The sequence below is a fragment of the Bacteroides sp. BFG-606 genome (genome assembly GCF_024788145.1).
Lineage (GTDB): Bacteria > Bacteroidota > Bacteroidia > Bacteroidales > Bacteroidaceae > Bacteroides > Bacteroides vicugnae.
Window position 1 is genome coordinate 2,037,740 of record NZ_JANUIL010000001.1, and the last position, 19,016, is coordinate 2,056,755.

The window sequence follows — 19,016 nt, forward strand, 5'->3', positions numbered from 1 at the left end:
TTTAAAAGTTAAGATTGATACCTAAAGTGAATGTGCGGGGACGAGGCCACATACTTCCGTCTACTGCTGATGTTTCTGGGTCCAGACCGCTGTACTTTGTAATCGTAAATACGTTCTGCACCGAAGCACTGATACGTCCCGACAATCGGTTGGTGAAGAGCTTTTTGAAGGAGTAACCCAGCGTGATGTTATCCATTTTCAGGAAAGAGGCATTTTCGAGGAAGTAATCGCTGGCTCCCTGCTCCGTACTGTTGATCTGGGTGAATCCGGTTTTATAGATTGCTTCGTAATAGTTTACGAGGAAGCCTTTACCACTGTAGTTGTAGGTAGTGCTGTTACCGGAAGCAAGAGAATTGAATACATAGTTTCCGAGGTTGGCACGCAGGTTGAAGCCCAAGTCCCAGTTGCGGTAAGTAAATTCCGAGCTTAGTCCCATAAAGACTTTTGCCATCGGACTTTTACCTGTCAGATAACGGTCGGCTTCTGTAATTTTTCCATTGCCGTCACGGTCGACAAAAGCATTCTGGATCGCTTTTCCATCTTTATCATATACTTGTTGGAAAAGATAGAAAGTGTTGGGCTGTTCATTGATCTGATGTTTTTGATTCGTTCCGGCATCGATACCTTGATATTCGGGATTATAAGTAGCCGTCAGTTTGGTAATCTTGCTGTCATTCCAAGTGATGTTGTAGCCCACATTCCAGGTAAAATCTTTGCTTTGTATAGCCATTGCATTGATATTGAATTCGACTCCTTCATTCTTCATTTCACCCACGTTAGCTGTAATCTGATTGGTGAAGTTGGTGCCGGCAGGTGCGCTGACAGTATTCAATAGGTCTTTGGTATGTTTCTGATAATACTCGATGCTACCATTGATGCGATTATTCAGGAAACCATAGTCGATGGCAAAATTAGAGGTCGCGGTCTGTTCCCATTTCAAGTCGGGGCTGTAGCCATTTGGTTTCAGTAAAGTTGTTCCCAGATAAGTCGTGTTGGGGTTGGTACTGAATGAATAAGTGGTCAGATATTGATAGTCGCCGATTTCTTGCTGACCGGTGACACCATATCCCAAACGAAGCTTCAGTTTGGATAAAACATTTTTTGTTCCTGCCATGAATGCCTCATCGCTCACTGTCCATGCCAGTGCTGCCGACGGGAATAGACCCCAGCGGTTGTTTTTGCTGAAACGGGAAGAGCCATCCCGGCGCAGGGTTGCGGTGAGCAGATAACGTCCCATGAAGTTGTAGTTCAAGCGACCAAAGAAAGATACAAGATAGTTTTCGTAAGGAATACGATAATGGCTGTCCCGAACATATTTTCCTATTTCCTTATCATACGTATACCCTTCTTTGTCACCCTCGCTTCCGTCTGTCGGGTTGGAGTAGGTGATATCATGGTTGGCATAGTAGAAGTGTTGCCAGGAATAACCTGCCATTACATCAATATGGCTTTTGATTGATTTTATATCTTTGGTATAGTTCAGATAAAAATCCAGCAAATGGTTGCGACGCAAATTATTCCATGTATTACCGCTTCCCAGATTTTTAAAGTTGGTGTCTTGTGCGCTTTGGATAGAACCGGGTGCAACAAAATTGTGTCCCGTTGTTTTTGCCACGTCGTAACCTATGTTCAAGTTCATGTGCAGGTCTTCCAGGCCATGAATCTTATAGTCCAGTTGGATGTTGCCTAAGCTACGGTTTGTCTTTCCCTGATTATCTCTATCATATAATAAAGATAGTGGATTGAATGTTGCTACCGATTGAACGGCACCGGGCACTTCCGACCAGTTCCAATAGCCGTGATAATTTCCGCTGTCTGTGTATATCGGTTTGGTTGGATCGAAGAAAGCAGCGGCACCTACGGCTCCCGAATCAGCAAAACGATTGTTGTTGATCGTACCTTTTACATTGATATCTACACTCAAATGCTCTTTAAAGAATTTCGGATTAAGATTGATGGCAGCGGTGTAACGTTCGTAAGATGAAGTTTTGAGAGTACCGCGTTCGTTATTGTAACCTAGGCTGACACGATAGGGCAGTATACCTGTCTTGCCGGAGATAGCGATATTCTGGTCGGTGCTCAAACCTGTCTGGTAGATGGCGTCCTGCCAGTCGGTAGATTGGTGGGGATACTTGTTCACGATCTGCCTGATCGCATCCTCTTGTGTCGTTCCGCTATACTGATTCTTTAGTACTTCGCGGAATTGATCGGCATTGAGAGTAGGAACACGTTGATAAACATCTTTGGCTGTGAAACTACCGGAATAGGTAATCTTCACTTTGCCTTGCGAACCTTTTTTAGTTGTGATAATGATAACACCGTTCGAAGCACGCGAACCGTAGATGGCGGTAGCCGAGGCATCTTTCAAAACGGTGAATGTTTCAATATCATTGGGGTTGATTGTTGCCAGTGCATTAGGTGTACCCGGAGCAGCATCATTGGAAGTAGGAATACCATCAATAACAATCAACGGATCATTGGATGCGTTCAACGAAGCGCCTCCACGGATACGGATGGTAGAACCGGCTCCGGGGCTACCATCACCCGGAGCTACAAAAAGTCCCGGCACTTTGCCTTGGATTAATTCCTGCGGTGATGTAACAGCACCGCGATTCATGTCTTCCGCTTTGATGGCAACAACTGAACCACTCAAATCGCTCTTCTTTACGGAACCATAACCAATGACAACGACATCATTCAACAATTGGCTGTCATCTTGCAGTGTCACAGTAACAGAAGGAGCAGCTTTCACTTCAGCAGGTTTATAACCTACAAAGGAAATAGAGAGTATGGCATCTTTGGTAGCATTCAGTGTAAAGTTACCGTCGAAATCGGTAATTGTACCAGTGGTAGTACCTTTGATGATCACATTTGCACCGATTACCGGTTCGCCCGTGGTGTCTTTTACATGTCCTTTGACAGCCATCTGTTGTGCATAGGAACTTAATGCGAAGAACAGCCCCGGCAATATGAGGAGAATCACTTGAAAGATTCTGAAATTAACTTGCTTCATGCATTCTAAAAATTAAAGTTAACAATATAGTGATATTATCATATCCTTGAAAATATTTAGTAAAAATGCCTATTGAAAACATTTATTCTTTAAAGGCTATATGATTATAGCCTTTTTAATCCTTTTACTTCTGCTTTATCTTTTACCTCTTTGATGCTGATTGCATATCCTCCACCGTTGGCTGCACGCAAAGTCATCTTACTCTTGTTGGTCAGAATACCTTTTTGGATGGTATATGCCTGTGGATTCTCTTTCCAGTCAGCATCTTTGGCATCTGCATAAACGGTGGCGATATACTGCTTGCCCGGAGTAAGAAAATCGAATGTCAGTTTAGAAGTATGTCCATTCTCACCTGCTGTACAACCGATATACCAGTCGTTAGTACCTTTCGCTTTACGGGCAACAGTGATGTATTCTCCCGGCTCTGCTTCCAGATAGTTGCTCTCGTCCCAGTCGATGGCTACATCTTTGATGAATTGGAAAGCATCCATAAACCGTTCGTAGTTTTCGGGGACATCGGCAGCCATTTGTAAAGGACTGTACATCGTCACGTATAAAGCTAGCTGGCGGGCGATGGTAGAACGTACCTGAGAATTATTGGCAGGATTCATTTTATTGCAGTGAGTTTCGAAGATACCTGGAGTATAATCCATCGGACCGCCAATTAATCGTGTGAAAGGCAGGATAGTGGTATGATATACCTTGTTCCCTCCGAATGATTCATACTCTGTACCGCGTGCCGATTCGTTGCCGATTAAGTTGGGATAAGTGCGGCAAATACCTGTCGGCCGGGTTGCTTCATGTGCATTGACCATGATTTTATAGTCGGCGGCTTTCTTTACTGCATACAGGTAGTGGTTGTTCATCCATTGACCGTAATGGTGTTCTCCACGAGGAATAATATTGCCTACATAACCACTCTTTACAGAGTTGTATCCGTTATCTGCCATGAACTGATAAGCCTGATCCATGTGGCGTTCGTAGTTGCGTACAGAAGCGGAAGTTTCATGGTGCATCATCATTTTAACACCCTTACCTGCTGCATAGCGATGTATTTCCTGTATATCGAAATCAGGATACGGAGTTACGAAATCAAATACGTAGTCTTTACTGTTGCCGAACCAGTCTTCCCATCCTTCATTCCATCCTTCCACTAACACTGCGTCGAATCCGTGAGTAGCTGCGAAATCTATATAACGTTTTACATTGGCTGTGTTGGCGGAATGTTTGCCGTTCGGTTTTGTTTTAGAATAATCAGTTTCGCCAAGTTTCACGCTGGTCAGTTCGTCGGTATAAGCCCATGAACCTTTTCCGGTAATCATGTCCCACCATACGCCGATATATTTCACAGGTTTTATCCATGAAGTATCTTCCAGTTTGCAAGGTTCGTTCAGGTTAAGGGTAATACGTGAGGCAAGGATATTGCGGGCATCGTCGCTGACAATCACCGTACGCCATGGAGTATTGCAAGGAGTTTGCATATAACCTTTATCTCCTTTGGCATCCGGAGTCAGCCATGACTCGAATATCATATTTTTATCGTCGAGGTTCAGGTTCATGCAGGAGTAATCAACCAAAGCGGCTTCATGAAGGTTGATGTATAAACCATCGTCGGTTTTCATCATCAATGCGGTCTGTACACCTGTTGGTGAAAATACGGTCTGTGAAGTATTAGGGGTGACAGCTTGTTTCATCAATCCTCTGATTTCTGACAGGCGGGAAATGGTATAATCATATTCCTGTGTGTCATAATCACCCGGAATCCAATAAGCGGTATGGTCACCTGCCATTGCAAATTGTGAATGCTCATCCTTGATGATAAAGTAGTTCAATGTCTTCTGCTGTGGGAACTCATAGCGGAAGCCCAGACCGTCGTTGAACAGACGAAAACGTATCAGGATGGAGCGGTCGTTTACCGGTTGGTATAAGGTCACTGCCAGTTCATTATAATGATTGCGGATTTCCTTTTCTTCTCCCCATACCGGTTTCCAGGTTTCATCGAAAGTAGATGTACGGGCATCTTTCACTTCAAACCCATCAGATAGATTTGTTTTTGAATCAAGTTTATCCATGTCTCTGCGGTCTACCCAATCGAAATCAGTCTTAGTCGCATTCTCTTTTTTCAGTTCCAATCCCAGTTTACTAGGTTTGATGACAGCTTTTTCTTTGTAACTCAATTCATATATGGGAGCACCTTCTTTATTTAATTGGAAGGTCATAACCAGATTTCCATCCGGTGAGGTCAGTTTCTGTTGTGCGTTCGCGATGAACGAAATACAGAGTAAGGCAATAATCAATAAATTCTTCTTCATTTTATCTATGGTATTAAATTGTAAGCTAATTAATTTGAGCTTTCAGGTGTTTTGCATTAGGAATATCGCAAATGTAAAGACTATCCTTGCCGGCTTTATGAATTAGAATAAAAATACAAGTCTGTGTAAATGTCAATACGTTGTTTCCTAGTCAATTAACTGGCAATGTCACCTCCGTAAATATAAGTCGTTATGAACTTGTTCAGAAGGATAAAATCAAAATTCCACGGCTTGGAAGGGTCCATTCTTTTTCAAGTTTGACTGTCTCTCCTGTCAGCACATTATGAGCAGATGAAGCGGGTAGTATTTCCTGATATTCATTCAGGTTTATGGTTTGTTCCCGATTGTTTCCGTTAAGGAATACCGCTACTGATTGGTCACCATATTTGCGTTCGTATACATAAACACCTTTGTTAGGAGAAAAATGTTTTAATTTCCCTTTGGCGATCACTTCATTTCCTTTTCTCCATTGAAGTAGTTTTTGCAGGAAAGAGAAAGCTTCATATTGTTGTGCTGTTCGGTTGGTTGCGTCGAAGCAATTCCGTGTATCATTCTGCCAGCCCCCAGGAAAATCACAGCGGAGTAAACCGTCGCCATTAGCTTTGTCGGCAGCCATTAGAATTTCAGTTCCATAATATATTTGTGGAATTCCCCGGGTTGTCAACAGAAATGTGAGTGCCTGTTTGTAGCGATCGAGGTTTTGTGTGGCAGCTTCCGAACGGTAGAAGCGGGAAGTGTCATGATTGTCGAGAAAGATTAATAGATTCATCGGGTCGGCATAGACGATATCTTGTGATAGATAGTCGAAGAGCCGGTAAAGTCCTCCGTTCCAGTCGTTCGTTTCCTCGTCGAAAGCATTATTCATCTGATCCATCAGCGGGAAATCCATCACTGTACGCAAATAGGAATTTTGGGGAGCGGCTACTTTACTGTCTTTTTGCCAGTAAGAGACAAGCACGTTACTGCCTATCCAGGTTTCTCCTACAATATTGAAATTCGGATATTCTTCTGTTACCGCTTTACACCAGTCAGACATCATGTTGAAGTCTGCATAAGGATGTGTGTCCTGGCGGATGCCATTGATACCTGCATATTCAATCCACCAGATACTGCTTTGTATCAGATAAGTAGCTACATGGCGGTTACGTTGGTTAAAATCGGGCATACATTCGCTAAACCAGCCGTCTACTACAATCTTTTTCGCATAGTCCGAAGCATACGGATCTGATGGAGTAGCTGTCTTGAAAGTCGTTTGTACATAGTTGCCTTTGAAGTTGAACCAATCCTTGGAAGGCATATCTTTGAAGAGATAGTTTTGGTCTCCGCAATGATTGAAGATCATATCCATTACTACTTTTAAGCCTTTGTTGTGTGCCTGTTGCACCAGACTGCGGAATTCCTCATTACTTCCGAAACGCCGGTCTACCTGATAGTAATCGGTAATGGCATAACCATGATAGGAGCCTTCTTTCATATCATTTTCCTGAATCGGATTGAGCCATATACTCGTCACTCCCAAATTGGCAATGTAATCCAGTTGATTCTCTATACCTTTCAGATCACCGCCATGACGTGCAAAAGGATCATTACGATCTACTTTAGCTTCCAACATTCCGGGGATTATATCATTAGAAACATCGCCATTGGCAAAGCGGTCCGGCATAATGAGATAAAGAACGTCGCTTGAATTAAAACCTTCCACTTCGGAAGCTGACGGTCTTCTTTGTTTAAGCTCGTAGGGGACTACAGTTTGCTTTTTTCCTTGTTTCAGAATGATTTCGAATTTCTGTGGGGCTGCTTCCGAAATATTCATATATAAAAGCAGGTAATTCGGATTTTCCTGTTTTACAACTTCTTGTAACATGATGTCTTTAGAAGAAATGCTGACCTCTGCAGAAGCTATATGTTCCCCATACAGCATGACTTGCAGTTCGGGGTTTTTCATTCCTGCCCACCAGAATGCAGGGGCTACTTTTTTTATTGCAGTTGCGGCGAATAGTGAGCTGCAACTAAATAAGGATACAAGTAAGATGACGGATAAAAAAAACTTTTTCATGGTAACGTAGATTTTAAATGTTTGCTCGGCGAACCGATGTTGCAAATGTAGAGGGATAGGATGCTATATTTGGAAACTAGAATATAAATATAAATGCTTTCGGGAGTTAATGCGTTGTAAATCAATAGTATGTTAGCGAAATAACGATGAGGAAATATAAGTGAAAATTAAAATAGTTATGAATATATATTTCATTCTCATTACTATATTTATTATATTTGTGACATCTTTAAAAAGTATCCTATGAGAAATATAGCCTGTTATATTTTATTTTTTCTCTTGGCTTATCCTGTTTCATTGTCTGCAAAGCAGACGGAATATGGAGCAGCTCTTAAAAGACTGGACGACATCATAAATAAGAAAGAAACTTATCAGCTTCAGAAAGAAAAGGAGATTGATGGCTTGAAAGTCCAGCTTGCTCATTCGGTTGATCCTGTTGATAAATACCGGCTATATGGTGCTCTGTTTGATGCTTATCTCCATTATCAGGCAGATTCTGCACTTCATTATATAAACAGTAGAAAACAGATTCTACCTCAACTGAATCGTCCGGAGTTGGAGAATGAGATTATGATTAACCGGGCAACAGTGTTGGGGGTGATGGGGATGTATATTGAAGCAATGAAAGAGTTGGAGAGAATTCGCCCGGCGAAGTTGGACAAAAGAATGTTACTGTCTTATTATCAGACTTACCGTGCCTGCTATGGCTGGCTTGCTGACTATACTACCAATAAGGAGGAAAAAAAGAAATACCTGAAAAAGACAGATTTATATCGTGATTCTATTATCAGTATCATGCCTCCGGAAACAAACAGGACGATTGTTGCAGCTGAAAAATATATAGTCAATGGTAAAGCCGACACAGCTTTAGTCATGCTTAATGATGCATTGAAAGACGTTGTTGATGAACGCCAGAAAGTTTATATCTACTATACGCTGTCCGAAGCATATAGTATGAAGAAAGATACAGAGAAAGAAGTATACTATCTGATATTGACAGCGATAGCGGATTTGGAGTCTTCAGTGAGGGAGTATGCCTCTTTGCAGAAGTTGGCCCATCTGATGTATGAGCAGGGGGATATTGATCGTGCTTACAAGTATTTGAGTTGTTCGATGGAGGACGCTGTAGCTTGTAATGCCCGTTTACGTTTTATCGAGGTAACTGAGTTTTTTCCGATTATTGATAAGGCTTATAAACTGAAGGAAGAAAAAGAACGTGCGGTTTCCCGAACCATGTTAATCAGTGTCAGCTTGTTGTCATTGTTTCTTTTGGTTGCTATCTTCTTTCTGTACCGTTGGATGAAGAAACTGTCTATCATGCGGCATGATTTGAGTTTGGCCAATGAACAGATGCAAGTAGTCAACAAAGAACTGGAGCAGACGGGGAAAATAAAAGAGGTATATATTGCCCGCTATCTGGACAGGTGTGTCAACTATCTGGATAAGCTGGAAACCTACCGTCGCTCATTGGCTAAACTGGCGATGGCATCCCGTATCGAAGATTTATTTAAGGCTATTAAATCCGAACAGTTTATCCGGGATGAGCGGGATGAGTTTTATAATGAATTTGATAAGTCTTTCCTGAAATTATTTCCGAACTTTATTTCCGCTTTTAATGAATTGCTGGTAGAAGAAGCAAGGGTTTATCCGAAATCCGATGAGCTTCTGACAACAGAACTTCGTATCTTTGCCCTTATCCGCTTGGGAGTGGTAGACAGTAACAAAATCGCTCATTTTCTCGGTTATTCTTTGGCCACTATCTATAATTATCGTAGCCGGATGCGTAATAAAGCTGCCGGGGACAAAGATCAGTTTGAGCAGAATGTAATGAACCTATAGTGCTATTCACAGATAGCAATGTGTTATTGCTTCGTAATATGCGAGCAAGTAATACTGGCATATTCAGCAAATATCCACTTTTAGTGTTCGATAATCCGCTGCATCTCTTTCTTTTTTTTCTAACTTTGTAGGCAACTAATCTAATAATAAATATACTAGAGAATGAAAAAGTTAATCTACACACTGTTCTTTGTCCTTATCTCCGTTGTAGCCAACGGGCAAGCAAAGTACGTATTCTATTTCATCGGAGATGGAATGGGAGTCAATCAAGTAAATGGTACGGAGATGTATCAGGCGGAAATTCAAAATGGCCGTATTGGCGTCGAGCCTTTGTTGTTTACTCAATTTCCGGTTGCTACCGTAGCAACCACTTTCTCTGCTAAAAATTCAGTAACAGACTCTGCAGCTGCAGGTACTGCATTGGCAACAGGAAAGAAAACCTATAATGGTGCTATTTCCGTAGGAGAAGATAAAAGTGCCATTCAAACTGTTGCTGAAAAGGCAAAGAAAGCTGGAAAAAAGGTGGGCGTAACGACTTCTGTCAGTGTAGATCATGCTACTCCTGCCGCATTCTATGCACATCAACCTGATCGTAATATGAATTATGAAATCGCTCTTGATTTGCCGAAAGCCAATTTCGATTTTTATGCAGGCGGTGGTTTCTTGAAACCTACCACTACTTATGACAAGAAAGAAGCTCCGAGCATTTTCCCTATTTTTGAAGAAGCAGGATATACAGTAGCACGTGGTTACAATGACTATAAGGCAAAAGCTGCAAAAGCAGAAAAGATGATCTTGATTCAGGAAGAAGGAGCCAATCCTTCTTGTCTGCCTTATGCCATTGATCGCAAAGAGAATGATTTGACATTGGCACAAATTACGGAAAGTGCTATTGACTTCCTTACTAAAGGTAATAATAAAGGCTTTTTCTTGATGGTAGAAGGAGGTAAAATTGACTGGGCATGCCACGCCAATGACGCCGCTACTGTGTTCAACGAAGTGAAAGACATGGATAATGCTGTCAAAGTAGCTTATGAATTCTATAAGAAACATCCGAAAGAAACACTGATTGTGATCACTGCAGATCATGAAACAGGTGGTATCGTGCTCGGTACGGGAAAATATGCGTTGAACCTGAAAGCATTGCAATATCAGAAAAATTCTACTGACGGACTTTCACAACGTATCAGTGAATTGAGAAAATCAAAAGACAATAAAGTCACTTGGGAGGACATGAAAACATTCCTTGGCGAAGAAATGGGCTTCTGGAAACAATTCCCAATATCTTGGGAACAGGAAAAAAAGTTGCGTGATGAGTTTGAGAAATCATTCGTGAAGAATAAAGTCGTATTTGCTGAAAGTATGTACTCTAAGAACGAACCGATGGCTGCACGTGCGAAGGAAGTGATGGATGAAATAGCCATGATAGGATGGGTAAGTGGCGGACACTCTGCCGGTTATGTTCCTGTATTTGCTATTGGTGCAGGTTCTCAACTGTTTGGTGAGAAGATTGATAATACAGAAATACCTAAAAGAATTGCGAAAGCTGCAGGATATAAATAATAGAACTGTATGAATATAAAAATAGCCGGAAGTCCAAAGACTCCCGGCTATTTTTATATGTTCTTTTAAATTATGCTTTCACACGTCCTACGTAAGAACCGTCACGAGTATCGATTTCGATTGTTTCACCCTCGCTGATGAACAAAGGAACACGTACTGTTGCACCTGATTCCACAGTTGCAGGTTTCAGTGTGTTAGTAGCTGTATCACCTTTCAGTCCTGGTTCAGTATAAGTGACTTTCATTTGCACTTTGATTGGCATATCTGCATAAAGTACAGTTTCTGTAGAAGCATCGGAAACCACATCCAATATCATACCTTCGAGTAGGAAGTCAACGCCGTTAATCAAATCGTGAGCGATAGGATGTTGGTCGAATGTTTCTTGGTTCATAAAGATATAATCTTCTCCTTCTTTATACAAAAATTGGTATGGACGACGTTCTACACGTACATCTTCCAACTTTTCACCGATGTTGAAACGGCGTTCGAGAACGTATCCGCTAACTACATCTTTCAGTTTAGTACGCATAAAAGTGTTACCTTTACCTGGTTTTACATGCAGGAATTCTATACAGAAATAGAGCTTTCCGTCCATACGGATACAAGTTCCGTTTTTGATGTCTTGAGCATTAATCATACTGCTATTTTTCTTAATCTATTATTGTTATTTAATTGTTTTCGCAGGAATTCGACTGCAAAAGTAATCTAAATCGGTAAAAAACACAAAAACTTTTGAGCAAAAATGAGTTATCTCTTGGTTAATTTAAAAAAAGTGCCTATTTTTGCAGCCCGATTACGTAGAATAATAACATAAAAACAAGATACAGTAATGAAAAGAACATTTCAACCCTCTAACAGAAAGAGAAAGAACAAACACGGTTTCCGTGAGAGAATGGCATCGGCTAATGGTCGTAGAGTATTAGCTGCTCGTCGTGCGAAAGGCAGAAAGAAACTGACTGTTTCTGATGAGTACAACGGACAGAAGTGATAATCACTTGTCATCAGGAAACAAAAAAGGCGGAGAATTTAATCTTCGCCTTTTTTGTTTCTCTGTTTTTCAAGGGGATAGTATGTTAAAAAGCGATATTATTGGCTCTTGTTTATGACTTTTTGCTTTTCTTTGTGAGATTAAATAAAACTCATAAACGAACATATGCGATGGTAGAGTATATCCGGGACTTGAAATCCCGTATCATTATAATAAGGTTGTTGAAATCTATAAGAGTGGGGATTATAGTTGCAGCAATTCTGGTGATGATAAGTGTCCTTGCATAATAGGTAGGGACATTTTTCATCGCCTACTTTTTAAAAAGTTCAACTATTTTGTCGTATCTTTGGCGCATATTAACAGCAATGCGTATGACTATTAAAGAATTCTTTTCTTTTAAAAACAATAAATATTTCTGGGTGAATATTATCGCCATGATTGTGGTGGTGATAGTGATGATATTTGGTGTGTTGAAATGGCTTGATATACATACACATCATGGTGAAAGCGTGGTAGTTCCCGATGTGAAAGGAATGACAGTGGAAGAAGCTACGAAGATGTTCCGGAATCACGGTCTGGTATATGTGATTTCCGATACTAAATATGTCAAGGATAAAGCAGCGGGTATCATTCTTGAACTGAAACCGGGAGCCGGTGAGAAAGTGAAGGAAGGACGTACGGTATACCTGACTGTTAATACACTGGATGTCCCTTTACGTGCCATTCCTGATGTGGCGGACAACAGCTCGCTCCGGCAGGCACAGGCTAAGTTACTGAATGCCGGTTTTAAACTGAATCAGATTCAATTGGTAAATGGTGAGAAAGACTGGGTGTACGGTGTGAAATATCAGGGACGTCAGTTGGCTGCCGGAGAAAAGATTCCTTTGGGAGCTTCTTTGACATTGATGGTAGGAGACGGCTCCGGTGATATGTCGGAAGAAGAGGACTCGGTCGAAGTTTTCGTGGATACGGAGAAGCCGGTTACGTCGGAATCATCATCTGCCCAAGATGATAGTTGGTTTTAATAGATAAATAACAGAAACGGACTCGCATGATAGAGGAAGAACTTCCGGATGAACTGGAGAATGATTTGGATGATATAGAACCTGTCGGTGACGAATCCCAGCTTTACGAGCACTTCCGCGTGGTTGTAGACAAGGGGCAGGCGATGGTCAGAGTCGACAAATATCTGTTCGAACGTATTGTCAATGCTTCGCGCAACCGTATTCAGAAAGCTGCCGAAGATGGATTCGTTATGGCCAATGGCAAACCGGTGAAGAGTAGCTACAAAGTGAAACCGCTGGATGTCATTACAGTGATGATGGACCGTCCCCGTTATGAAAATGAAATTATTCCTGAAAATATTCCCCTTACTATCGTTTATGAAGATCCTTATCTGATGGTTGTGAATAAACCGGCGGGATTGGTCGTGCATCCGGGACACGGAAACTATCACGGCACGCTGGTCAATGCGCTGGCTTGGCACATGAAGGATATACCGGATTATGATGCCAATGACCCGCACGTGGGACTTGTTCATCGCATCGATAAAGATACTTCAGGCTTACTGGTGATTGCCAAGACACCGGATGCCAAAACAAATTTGGGAATTCAATTCTTTAATAAGACTACCAAACGCAAATATCGTGCTTTGGTGTGGGGTGTTGTGGAACAGGATGAAGGAACGATTGTCGGTAATATTGCCCGTAATCCGAGAGACCGGATGCAAATGGCGGTGATGTCCGATCCGACAGTGGGCAAACATGCCGTTACACACTACCGCGTACTGGAAAGACTGGGATACGTAACCCTTGTGGAATGTATACTTGAGACAGGACGTACTCATCAGATTCGTGTCCACATGAAACATATCGGTCATGTGCTGTTCAATGACGAACGCTATGGCGGTCATGAGATACTGAAAGGAACCCATTTTAGTAAATACAAACAGTTTGTAAATAATTGCTTTGACACTTGTCCCCGACAGGCTTTGCATGCTATGACGTTGGGGTTTGTGCATCCCGTCACAGGTGAAGAGATGTATTTTACTTCCGAACTTCCGGATGACATGACCCGGCTTATCGAGAAGTGGAGAGGCTATATAAGTAATAGAGAATTAGAATGAAACGCAACATCGCTATCGTAGCAGGAGGAGATACCTCTGAAATCGTAGTTTCCCTGCGTAGCGCACAGGGTATTTATTCCTTTATTGATAAGGAAAAGTATAATTTGTATATCGTGGAGATGGAAGGCCGTCGCTGGGAAGTACAATTACCGGACGGAAACAAAGTGCCGGTGGATAGAAATGACTTTAGTTTTATGAACGGAACGGAAAAGGTTGTGTTCGACTTTGCTTATATCACCATCCATGGTACGCCGGGTGAGGATGGCAGGCTGCAAGGCTATTTTGATATGATGCGTATTCCGTATTCCTGTTGTGGAGTGTTGGCGGCTGCCATTACTTATGACAAGTTTACCTGCAATCAATATCTGAAAGCTTTCGGGGTGCGCATTGCCGAATCACTGTTGTTGCGCCGGGGACAATCGGTTTCTGACGACGAAGTAGTGGAAAAGATCGGCCTGCCTTGTTTTATCAAGCCTAGTTTGGGAGGTTCGAGTTTCGGGGTTACGAAAGTGAAGACAAAAGAACAAATACAACCGGCCATTGTTAAAGCTTTCGGAGAAGCGGAAGAGGTGATTGTTGAAGCGTTTATGGACGGAACGGAACTGACTTGCGGCTGTTATAAGACAAAAGAGAAGACGGTGATCTTTCCGCCTACGGAAGTAGTGACGCACAATGAGTTCTTTGATTATGATGCTAAATATAATGGACAGGTAGATGAAATCACTCCTGCGCGTATCTCGGATGAATTGACCAAACGCGTACAGATGCTGACTTCAGCTATCTATGATATATTAGGTTGTTCCGGTATTATCCGTGTAGATTACATTATAACTGCCGGTGAAAAACTGAATCTTCTCGAAGTAAACACTACTCCGGGAATGACTACTACCAGTTTTATTCCCCAGCAAGTGCGTGCAGCCGGACTGGATATAAAGGATGTGATGACTGATATTATTGAAAACAAGTTTTAAGTATTAAGTATCAAGTATCAAGTATTAACCATGCGGTTTGTACGCAGTCTAATACTTTATACTTATTACTTAATACTTGAGCACATAATACTTGAGACTTATGGATCTGACAGAGTTTAATGAAATTCGTCCTTACAATGATGAGGAACTTCCTCAAATCTTTGAGGAACTGATTGCCGATCCGGCTTTTCAGAAAGCTGCTACCGGTGCTATACCGAACGTTCCATTTGAACTTCTGGCGCAAAAGATGCGTGCCTGTAAGACTAAGCTTGATTTTCAGGAGGCATTTTGCTATGGCATTTTGTGGAAGATAGCGGCAGATCATACTGCCGGACTGACACTGGATCATACCGCCATACCGGATAAAAGCAAAGCTTATACGTATATATCGAATCATAGAGACATTATTCTTGATTCGGGCTTTCTCTCTATTTTGCTGATTGACCAGGGAATGGATACGGTAGAAATTGCGATTGGCGACAATTTGCTTATTTATCCCTGGATTAAGAAACTGGTGCGTGTCAATAAATCATTTATTGTACAGCGGGCGTTGACTATGCGGCAGATGTTGGAATCTTCAGCGCGTATGTCCCGTTATATGCATTACACCATTTCAGAGAAGAATCAGTCTATTTGGATTGCGCAGCGTGAAGGACGTGCAAAAGATTCGAATGACCGTACACAAGACAGTGTATTGAAAATGTTGGCAATGGGAGGTGAAGGCGATTTGATAGACCGCCTGATGGAAATGAATATTGCTCCTCTTGCTATTTCATACGAATATGATCCGTGTGATTTTCTGAAAGCGCAAGAGTTTCAGTTGAAGAGGGACGTCGAAGGATATAAAAAGACGACACAGGATGATTTGATTAATATGCAGACTGGTCTTTTCGGATATAAAGGCAGGGTACATTTTCAGGTTGCTCCTTGCCTGAATGATGACTTGCAAGACTTGGACCGTTCGTTGCCGAAACCGGATTTGTTTGCCCGTATTTCTGCCTGTCTTGATCGCCGCATCCATCGTAATTATCGGATATATCCGGGAAATTATGTGGCGTATGATTGGCTGAATAGCACAACGGAATTCGTGTCCAATTACACGGAAGAAGAGAAACTGCAGTTTATGAACTATATTGAACAACAATTGGCAAAAATCAAGATTCCGAATAAGGATGAAGACTTTTTGCGTGAGAAGTTGTTATTAATGTATTCCAATCCGTTAGTTAATTATTTAGCAGCTTGCCGATGAAAAGAAGAAAATTACATGTTGTTTGGTTGTGGGGATTGCTTTTCCTGATGACTGCCTGTGGAGATGATGACTATTATTATCCTTCGGTGAAACTGGAATTTGTGACTGTGGAGGCTGGAGAAGACGGTCGCATACAAACGCTTATTCCTGATAAGGGAGAAGTCTTGACTGTTTCGGAAGACCGTACGGGTTCTACTATCTCTCCAAACACTTCCAGACGTGTAATGAGTAACTATGAGGTACTTTCCGGTGAGAACACCGCTACTATATATTCTTTGCAATCGCTCATAACGCCGGTACCTAAACCGGAAGATGATCCGGTTTACAAGGACGGTATAAAGCTGGATCCGGTAGAGATGGTCAGTATCTGGCTTGGAAGGGATTATCTGAATATGATTTTGAATCTCAAGGTCAGTACGGGCAAGGGACATGTTTTCGGTATAGTGGAAGATGTGTCCGAACTTAAAACAAATGGCATTGTGAATATGTTGTTATACCATGATGCGAACAGTGATGGAGAATACTATAATCGGCGTGCTTACATTTCTGTTCCTTTGGCGCAATATATAGATGAAGAGAATCCGGGTCGGACGATAAAGGTAAAGTTTAAATATTATACGTACGATAAGGATGGCTCTCCGATAGAATCTGATAAGTACAGTGATCCCGGGTTTGACTATACTCCGGGACAGAATTGAATAATGGAGTGTATATGTTTAAATTGAATCAATTAATCGTGGGAATATTTTTGTTTCTCTCTTCCCTTTTCTCTTGTCAGCAGAAAGGGGATTTTCAATCAATGAATGTAGAGGAGTTTGATTCTCTTATTCAGAATGAGGATATACAACGTCTGGATGTTCGTACACTTGCGGAATATTCGGAGGGGCATATCACGAAGACGATCAACATCAATGTGATGGATGACTCTTTTGCTTCAATGGCTGATTCTTTGTTGCAAAAAGACAAACCGGTGGCTGTATATTGTCGCAGTGGAAAACGAAGCAAGAAGGCTGCGGCAATTTTGAGCGAGAAGGGATATAAAGTCTTTGAGCTTGATAAGGGATTTAATTCCTGGGAGGAAGCAGGTAAAGAAGTGGAGCATTGATTCCTGAACTGATACCGAACGGAGACTTGCCGGAGCGTCGAATCTCGGCAAGTCTTGTTTGTCAGTTATCTTTTAATTCTTGGCGGATTTGAATTCAATCCCTATTACATAGTAATGTGGTATATCTTTGAGTATTTCAGACTTCATTCCCGGGTCGATTTCCCTTTCTCCGCAGAAACGGATAAAGTCATGCTGCTTATCCAGCCAAGCGGAACCGTATAGAGCCAATGGAATCCTGAAATGATCCGCTTTCTCGACAGCTTGAAATTTGAATGGACGCGGATAATAAATATAGGAGTGGAACTTTTCTATCGGTCGTAGTTGCAAAGGTACACCACCTTTCATGCCTCCCGGCACATTGACAGTGCAAACTGCTGTTGAGTCATTGGATTTCCTGAAATACACAGCCATTTCTTTTATCGCCTCCCATTCGTCCTTTCCTTCGGGCACCTGTTTTAGTTCCCGGAAAGCCTGACGATGTTCCTCCGGTATTCCATTCAGAGACTGGATGTTAGTGCCGAGTCTGATGCTGTGTACTTGTTTGGGAGACTTGCCCTCTTCATATTCGTCTATGTAGATATTGACTGCATAGACATTGTTCAGAAACTCTTTCAGGTCGAAACGGAAGATATGAACATCCATTGCCTCCAATACATTGTAGATATCTTCTACTTGAGGCTCTCCCTTTATAACTTGGGGATTCTTTTCCTGCGCGTCTGCTACGCCTGCAAAGAACAGGCATAGCAGGATAACTGATAGTTTCTTTTTAATCATCGCATTACATATTTTCAAGGAATCGTTTTAATACAACAGTGGCTGATATTTCCCGGTTGGCAGCTTCCGGAATCACAATAGATTGCGGACTTTCAATGACATCGTCTGTCACAATCATATTTCTACGCACCGGAAGACAATGCATGAAATAAGCATTGTTGGTAACTGCCATTTGGCGGTCGCTGACAGTCCAATCACGATCTTTGCTTAATATCTGTCCATAGTTGTCGCCAGAATAAGCAGCCCAGTTCTTGGCATATATGAAGTCGGCTCCTTCGAAAGCCTTCATCTGGTCATATTCTACTTTTGCATTACCTACAAATTGCGGATCAAGCTCATAACCTTCGGGATGAGTGATGATAAATTCGTAATCCGTTGCATTCATCCATTCGGCAAAGGAATTAGGAACAGCCTGTGGCAATGGACGTGGATGCGGAGCCCAGGTCATAACTACTTTGGGACGTGCTGTTTTCTTGTATTCCTCGATGGTAATCAGGTCGGCAAAGCTCTGTAAAGGGTGGCGTGTTGCCGCTTCCATTGAGAATACCGGACGTCCGGAGTGTTGGATGAATTGATTGATAATCGTTTCCTGATAGTCAAAGTCACGGTCTTCAAAACGGGCAAAAGAACGTACTCCAATGATATCACAATAGCATCCCATAACCGGAATGGCTTCTAATATATGTTCCGGTTTATCTCCATCCATAATTACACCACGTTCAGTTTCCAATTTCCATGCACCTTGATTGATATCCAGCACCATGACATTCATTCCCAGATTGAGTGCAGCTTTCTGTGTGCTAAGGCGGGTACGTAAACTAGAGTTGAAGAAGATCATCATTAAAGTCTTGTTTCGTCCCAGTTCTACATATTTGAAGCGCTCTTTTTTGATTTCGAATGCTTCTGCAAGGGCTGATTTTAAATCGCCAATGTCCTGTACACAAGTAAATTTCTTCATATCATTTATTTTTTAATTTTTAATTAGCTTCGCTCAAAACCTTGTTTGATTTTTAACATATAG

General features: G+C 41.8%; 15 protein-coding genes. 9 read left to right on the top strand and 6 right to left on the bottom strand.

Annotation, left to right across the window (positions count from 1 at the left end; all coding sequences use genetic code 11):
• Position 1 precedes the first annotated feature (1 nt).
• From NXV01_RS07235 to NXV01_RS07245, 3 genes are all read right to left on the bottom strand, one after another.
• The gene (locus tag NXV01_RS07235) at positions 2 to 3,013 is read right to left on the bottom strand and encodes a TonB-dependent receptor (RefSeq protein ID WP_217721895.1); all 3,012 of its coding nucleotides are present in this window, start codon (positions 3,011 to 3,013) and stop codon (positions 2 to 4) included.
• Positions 3,014 to 3,117: 104 nt separating this feature from the next.
• The gene (locus NXV01_RS07240; RefSeq protein ID WP_259022078.1) at positions 3,118 to 5,325 is read right to left on the bottom strand and encodes a glycoside hydrolase family 97 protein; all 2,208 of its coding nucleotides are present in this window, start codon (positions 5,323 to 5,325) and stop codon (positions 3,118 to 3,120) included.
• Positions 5,326 to 5,527: 202 nt separating this feature from the next.
• On the bottom strand, positions 5,528 to 7,381 hold the full coding sequence (locus tag NXV01_RS07245; RefSeq protein WP_259022079.1) for a glycoside hydrolase family 13 protein: 1,854 nt from the start codon (positions 7,379 to 7,381) through the stop codon (positions 5,528 to 5,530).
• 243 nt (positions 7,382 to 7,624) lie between these two features.
• On the opposite strand from NXV01_RS07245, the gene NXV01_RS07250 reads away from it, so the two are divergent.
• A complete protein-coding gene (locus NXV01_RS07250; protein ID WP_148363973.1) occupies positions 7,625 to 9,220 on the top strand; it encodes a DUF6377 domain-containing protein in 1,596 nt (531 codons plus the stop codon).
• A 162-nt stretch (positions 9,221 to 9,382) separates the two neighbouring features.
• Positions 9,383 to 10,783 (top strand): alkaline phosphatase, encoded by a 1,401-nt coding sequence (locus NXV01_RS07255; RefSeq protein WP_148363972.1) that lies wholly within the window; start codon positions 9,383 to 9,385, stop codon positions 10,781 to 10,783.
• Between the two features lie 70 nt (positions 10,784 to 10,853).
• Here NXV01_RS07255 and efp read toward each other — a convergent pair whose 3' ends face one another.
• Positions 10,854 to 11,420 carry an elongation factor P gene (gene efp, locus NXV01_RS07260; RefSeq protein ID WP_148363971.1) on the bottom strand — a complete coding sequence of 189 codons (567 nt, stop codon included), beginning with the start codon at positions 11,418 to 11,420 and terminating at the stop codon, positions 10,854 to 10,856.
• 192 nt (positions 11,421 to 11,612) lie between these two features.
• On the opposite strand from efp, the gene rpmH reads away from it, so the two are divergent.
• The 7 genes from rpmH to NXV01_RS07295 all read left to right on the top strand — a co-directional run bounded on the left by rpmH (position 11,613) and on the right by NXV01_RS07295 (position 17,221).
• Positions 11,613 to 11,771 (top strand): 50S ribosomal protein L34, encoded by a 159-nt coding sequence (rpmH, locus tag NXV01_RS07265; protein WP_004299762.1) that lies wholly within the window; start codon positions 11,613 to 11,615, stop codon positions 11,769 to 11,771.
• A gap of 371 nt (positions 11,772 to 12,142) precedes the next feature.
• A complete protein-coding gene (locus tag NXV01_RS07270) occupies positions 12,143 to 12,796 on the top strand; it encodes a PASTA domain-containing protein (protein WP_148363970.1) in 654 nt (217 codons plus the stop codon).
• 26 nt (positions 12,797 to 12,822) lie between these two features.
• Complete coding sequence (locus NXV01_RS07275) at positions 12,823 to 13,896, top strand: RluA family pseudouridine synthase (protein ID WP_117935519.1); 1,074 nt, start codon at positions 12,823 to 12,825, stop codon at positions 13,894 to 13,896.
• Entirely contained in the window at positions 13,893 to 14,867 is a 975-nt protein-coding gene (locus NXV01_RS07280) for a D-alanine--D-alanine ligase (RefSeq protein WP_234133277.1), read from the top strand. Before NXV01_RS07275 ends, NXV01_RS07280 begins: the two co-directional genes overlap by 4 nt.
• A gap of 100 nt (positions 14,868 to 14,967) precedes the next feature.
• Positions 14,968 to 16,116 carry a 1-acyl-sn-glycerol-3-phosphate acyltransferase gene (locus NXV01_RS07285; RefSeq protein ID WP_259022080.1) on the top strand — a complete coding sequence of 383 codons (1,149 nt, stop codon included), beginning with the start codon at positions 14,968 to 14,970 and terminating at the stop codon, positions 16,114 to 16,116.
• Positions 16,113 to 16,814 carry a hypothetical protein gene (locus tag NXV01_RS07290; RefSeq protein ID WP_259022081.1) on the top strand — a complete coding sequence of 234 codons (702 nt, stop codon included), beginning with the start codon at positions 16,113 to 16,115 and terminating at the stop codon, positions 16,812 to 16,814. Before NXV01_RS07285 ends, NXV01_RS07290 begins: the two co-directional genes overlap by 4 nt.
• A gap of 14 nt (positions 16,815 to 16,828) precedes the next feature.
• Positions 16,829 to 17,221 (top strand): rhodanese-like domain-containing protein, encoded by a 393-nt coding sequence (locus NXV01_RS07295; RefSeq protein ID WP_259022082.1) that lies wholly within the window; start codon positions 16,829 to 16,831, stop codon positions 17,219 to 17,221.
• Positions 17,222 to 17,293: 72 nt separating this feature from the next.
• Here NXV01_RS07295 and NXV01_RS07300 read toward each other — a convergent pair whose 3' ends face one another.
• Entirely contained in the window at positions 17,294 to 17,995 is a 702-nt protein-coding gene (locus NXV01_RS07300) for a DUF5041 domain-containing protein (protein ID WP_259022083.1), read from the bottom strand.
• Positions 17,996 to 17,999: 4 nt separating this feature from the next.
• Positions 18,000 to 18,953 carry an acetylornithine carbamoyltransferase gene (locus tag NXV01_RS07305; protein ID WP_259022084.1) on the bottom strand — a complete coding sequence of 318 codons (954 nt, stop codon included), beginning with the start codon at positions 18,951 to 18,953 and terminating at the stop codon, positions 18,000 to 18,002.
• Between the last annotated feature and the right edge of the window lie 63 nt (positions 18,954 to 19,016).

What these genes read in the sequence shown, in the direction of transcription:
- NXV01_RS07235 (WP_217721895.1), bottom strand. Translation starts at nt 3,013, where the DNA reads ATGAAGCAAGTTAATTTCAGAATCTTTCAAGTGATTCTCCTCATATTG.
- rpmH (WP_004299762.1), top strand. Translation starts at nt 11,613, where the DNA reads ATGAAAAGAACATTTCAACCCTCTAACAGAAAGAGAAAGAACAAACAC.
- NXV01_RS07290 (WP_259022081.1), top strand. Translation starts at nt 16,113, where the DNA reads ATGAAAAGAAGAAAATTACATGTTGTTTGGTTGTGGGGATTGCTTTTC.
- NXV01_RS07280 (WP_234133277.1), top strand. Translation starts at nt 13,893, where the DNA reads ATGAAACGCAACATCGCTATCGTAGCAGGAGGAGATACCTCTGAAATC.
- efp (WP_148363971.1), bottom strand. Translation starts at nt 11,420, where the DNA reads ATGATTAATGCTCAAGACATCAAAAACGGAACTTGTATCCGTATGGAC.
- NXV01_RS07305 (WP_259022084.1), bottom strand. Translation starts at nt 18,953, where the DNA reads ATGAAGAAATTTACTTGTGTACAGGACATTGGCGATTTAAAATCAGCC.
- NXV01_RS07270 (WP_148363970.1), top strand. Translation starts at nt 12,143, where the DNA reads ATGACTATTAAAGAATTCTTTTCTTTTAAAAACAATAAATATTTCTGG.
- NXV01_RS07300 (WP_259022083.1), bottom strand. Translation starts at nt 17,995, where the DNA reads ATGATTAAAAAGAAACTATCAGTTATCCTGCTATGCCTGTTCTTTGCA.
- NXV01_RS07295 (WP_259022082.1), top strand. Translation starts at nt 16,829, where the DNA reads ATGTTTAAATTGAATCAATTAATCGTGGGAATATTTTTGTTTCTCTCT.
- NXV01_RS07240 (WP_259022078.1), bottom strand. Translation starts at nt 5,325, where the DNA reads ATGAAGAAGAATTTATTGATTATTGCCTTACTCTGTATTTCGTTCATC.
- NXV01_RS07285 (WP_259022080.1), top strand. Translation starts at nt 14,968, where the DNA reads ATGGATCTGACAGAGTTTAATGAAATTCGTCCTTACAATGATGAGGAA.
- NXV01_RS07255 (WP_148363972.1), top strand. Translation starts at nt 9,383, where the DNA reads ATGAAAAAGTTAATCTACACACTGTTCTTTGTCCTTATCTCCGTTGTA.
- NXV01_RS07250 (WP_148363973.1), top strand. Translation starts at nt 7,625, where the DNA reads ATGAGAAATATAGCCTGTTATATTTTATTTTTTCTCTTGGCTTATCCT.
- NXV01_RS07245 (WP_259022079.1), bottom strand. Translation starts at nt 7,381, where the DNA reads ATGAAAAAGTTTTTTTTATCCGTCATCTTACTTGTATCCTTATTTAGT.
- NXV01_RS07275 (WP_117935519.1), top strand. Translation starts at nt 12,823, where the DNA reads ATGATAGAGGAAGAACTTCCGGATGAACTGGAGAATGATTTGGATGAT.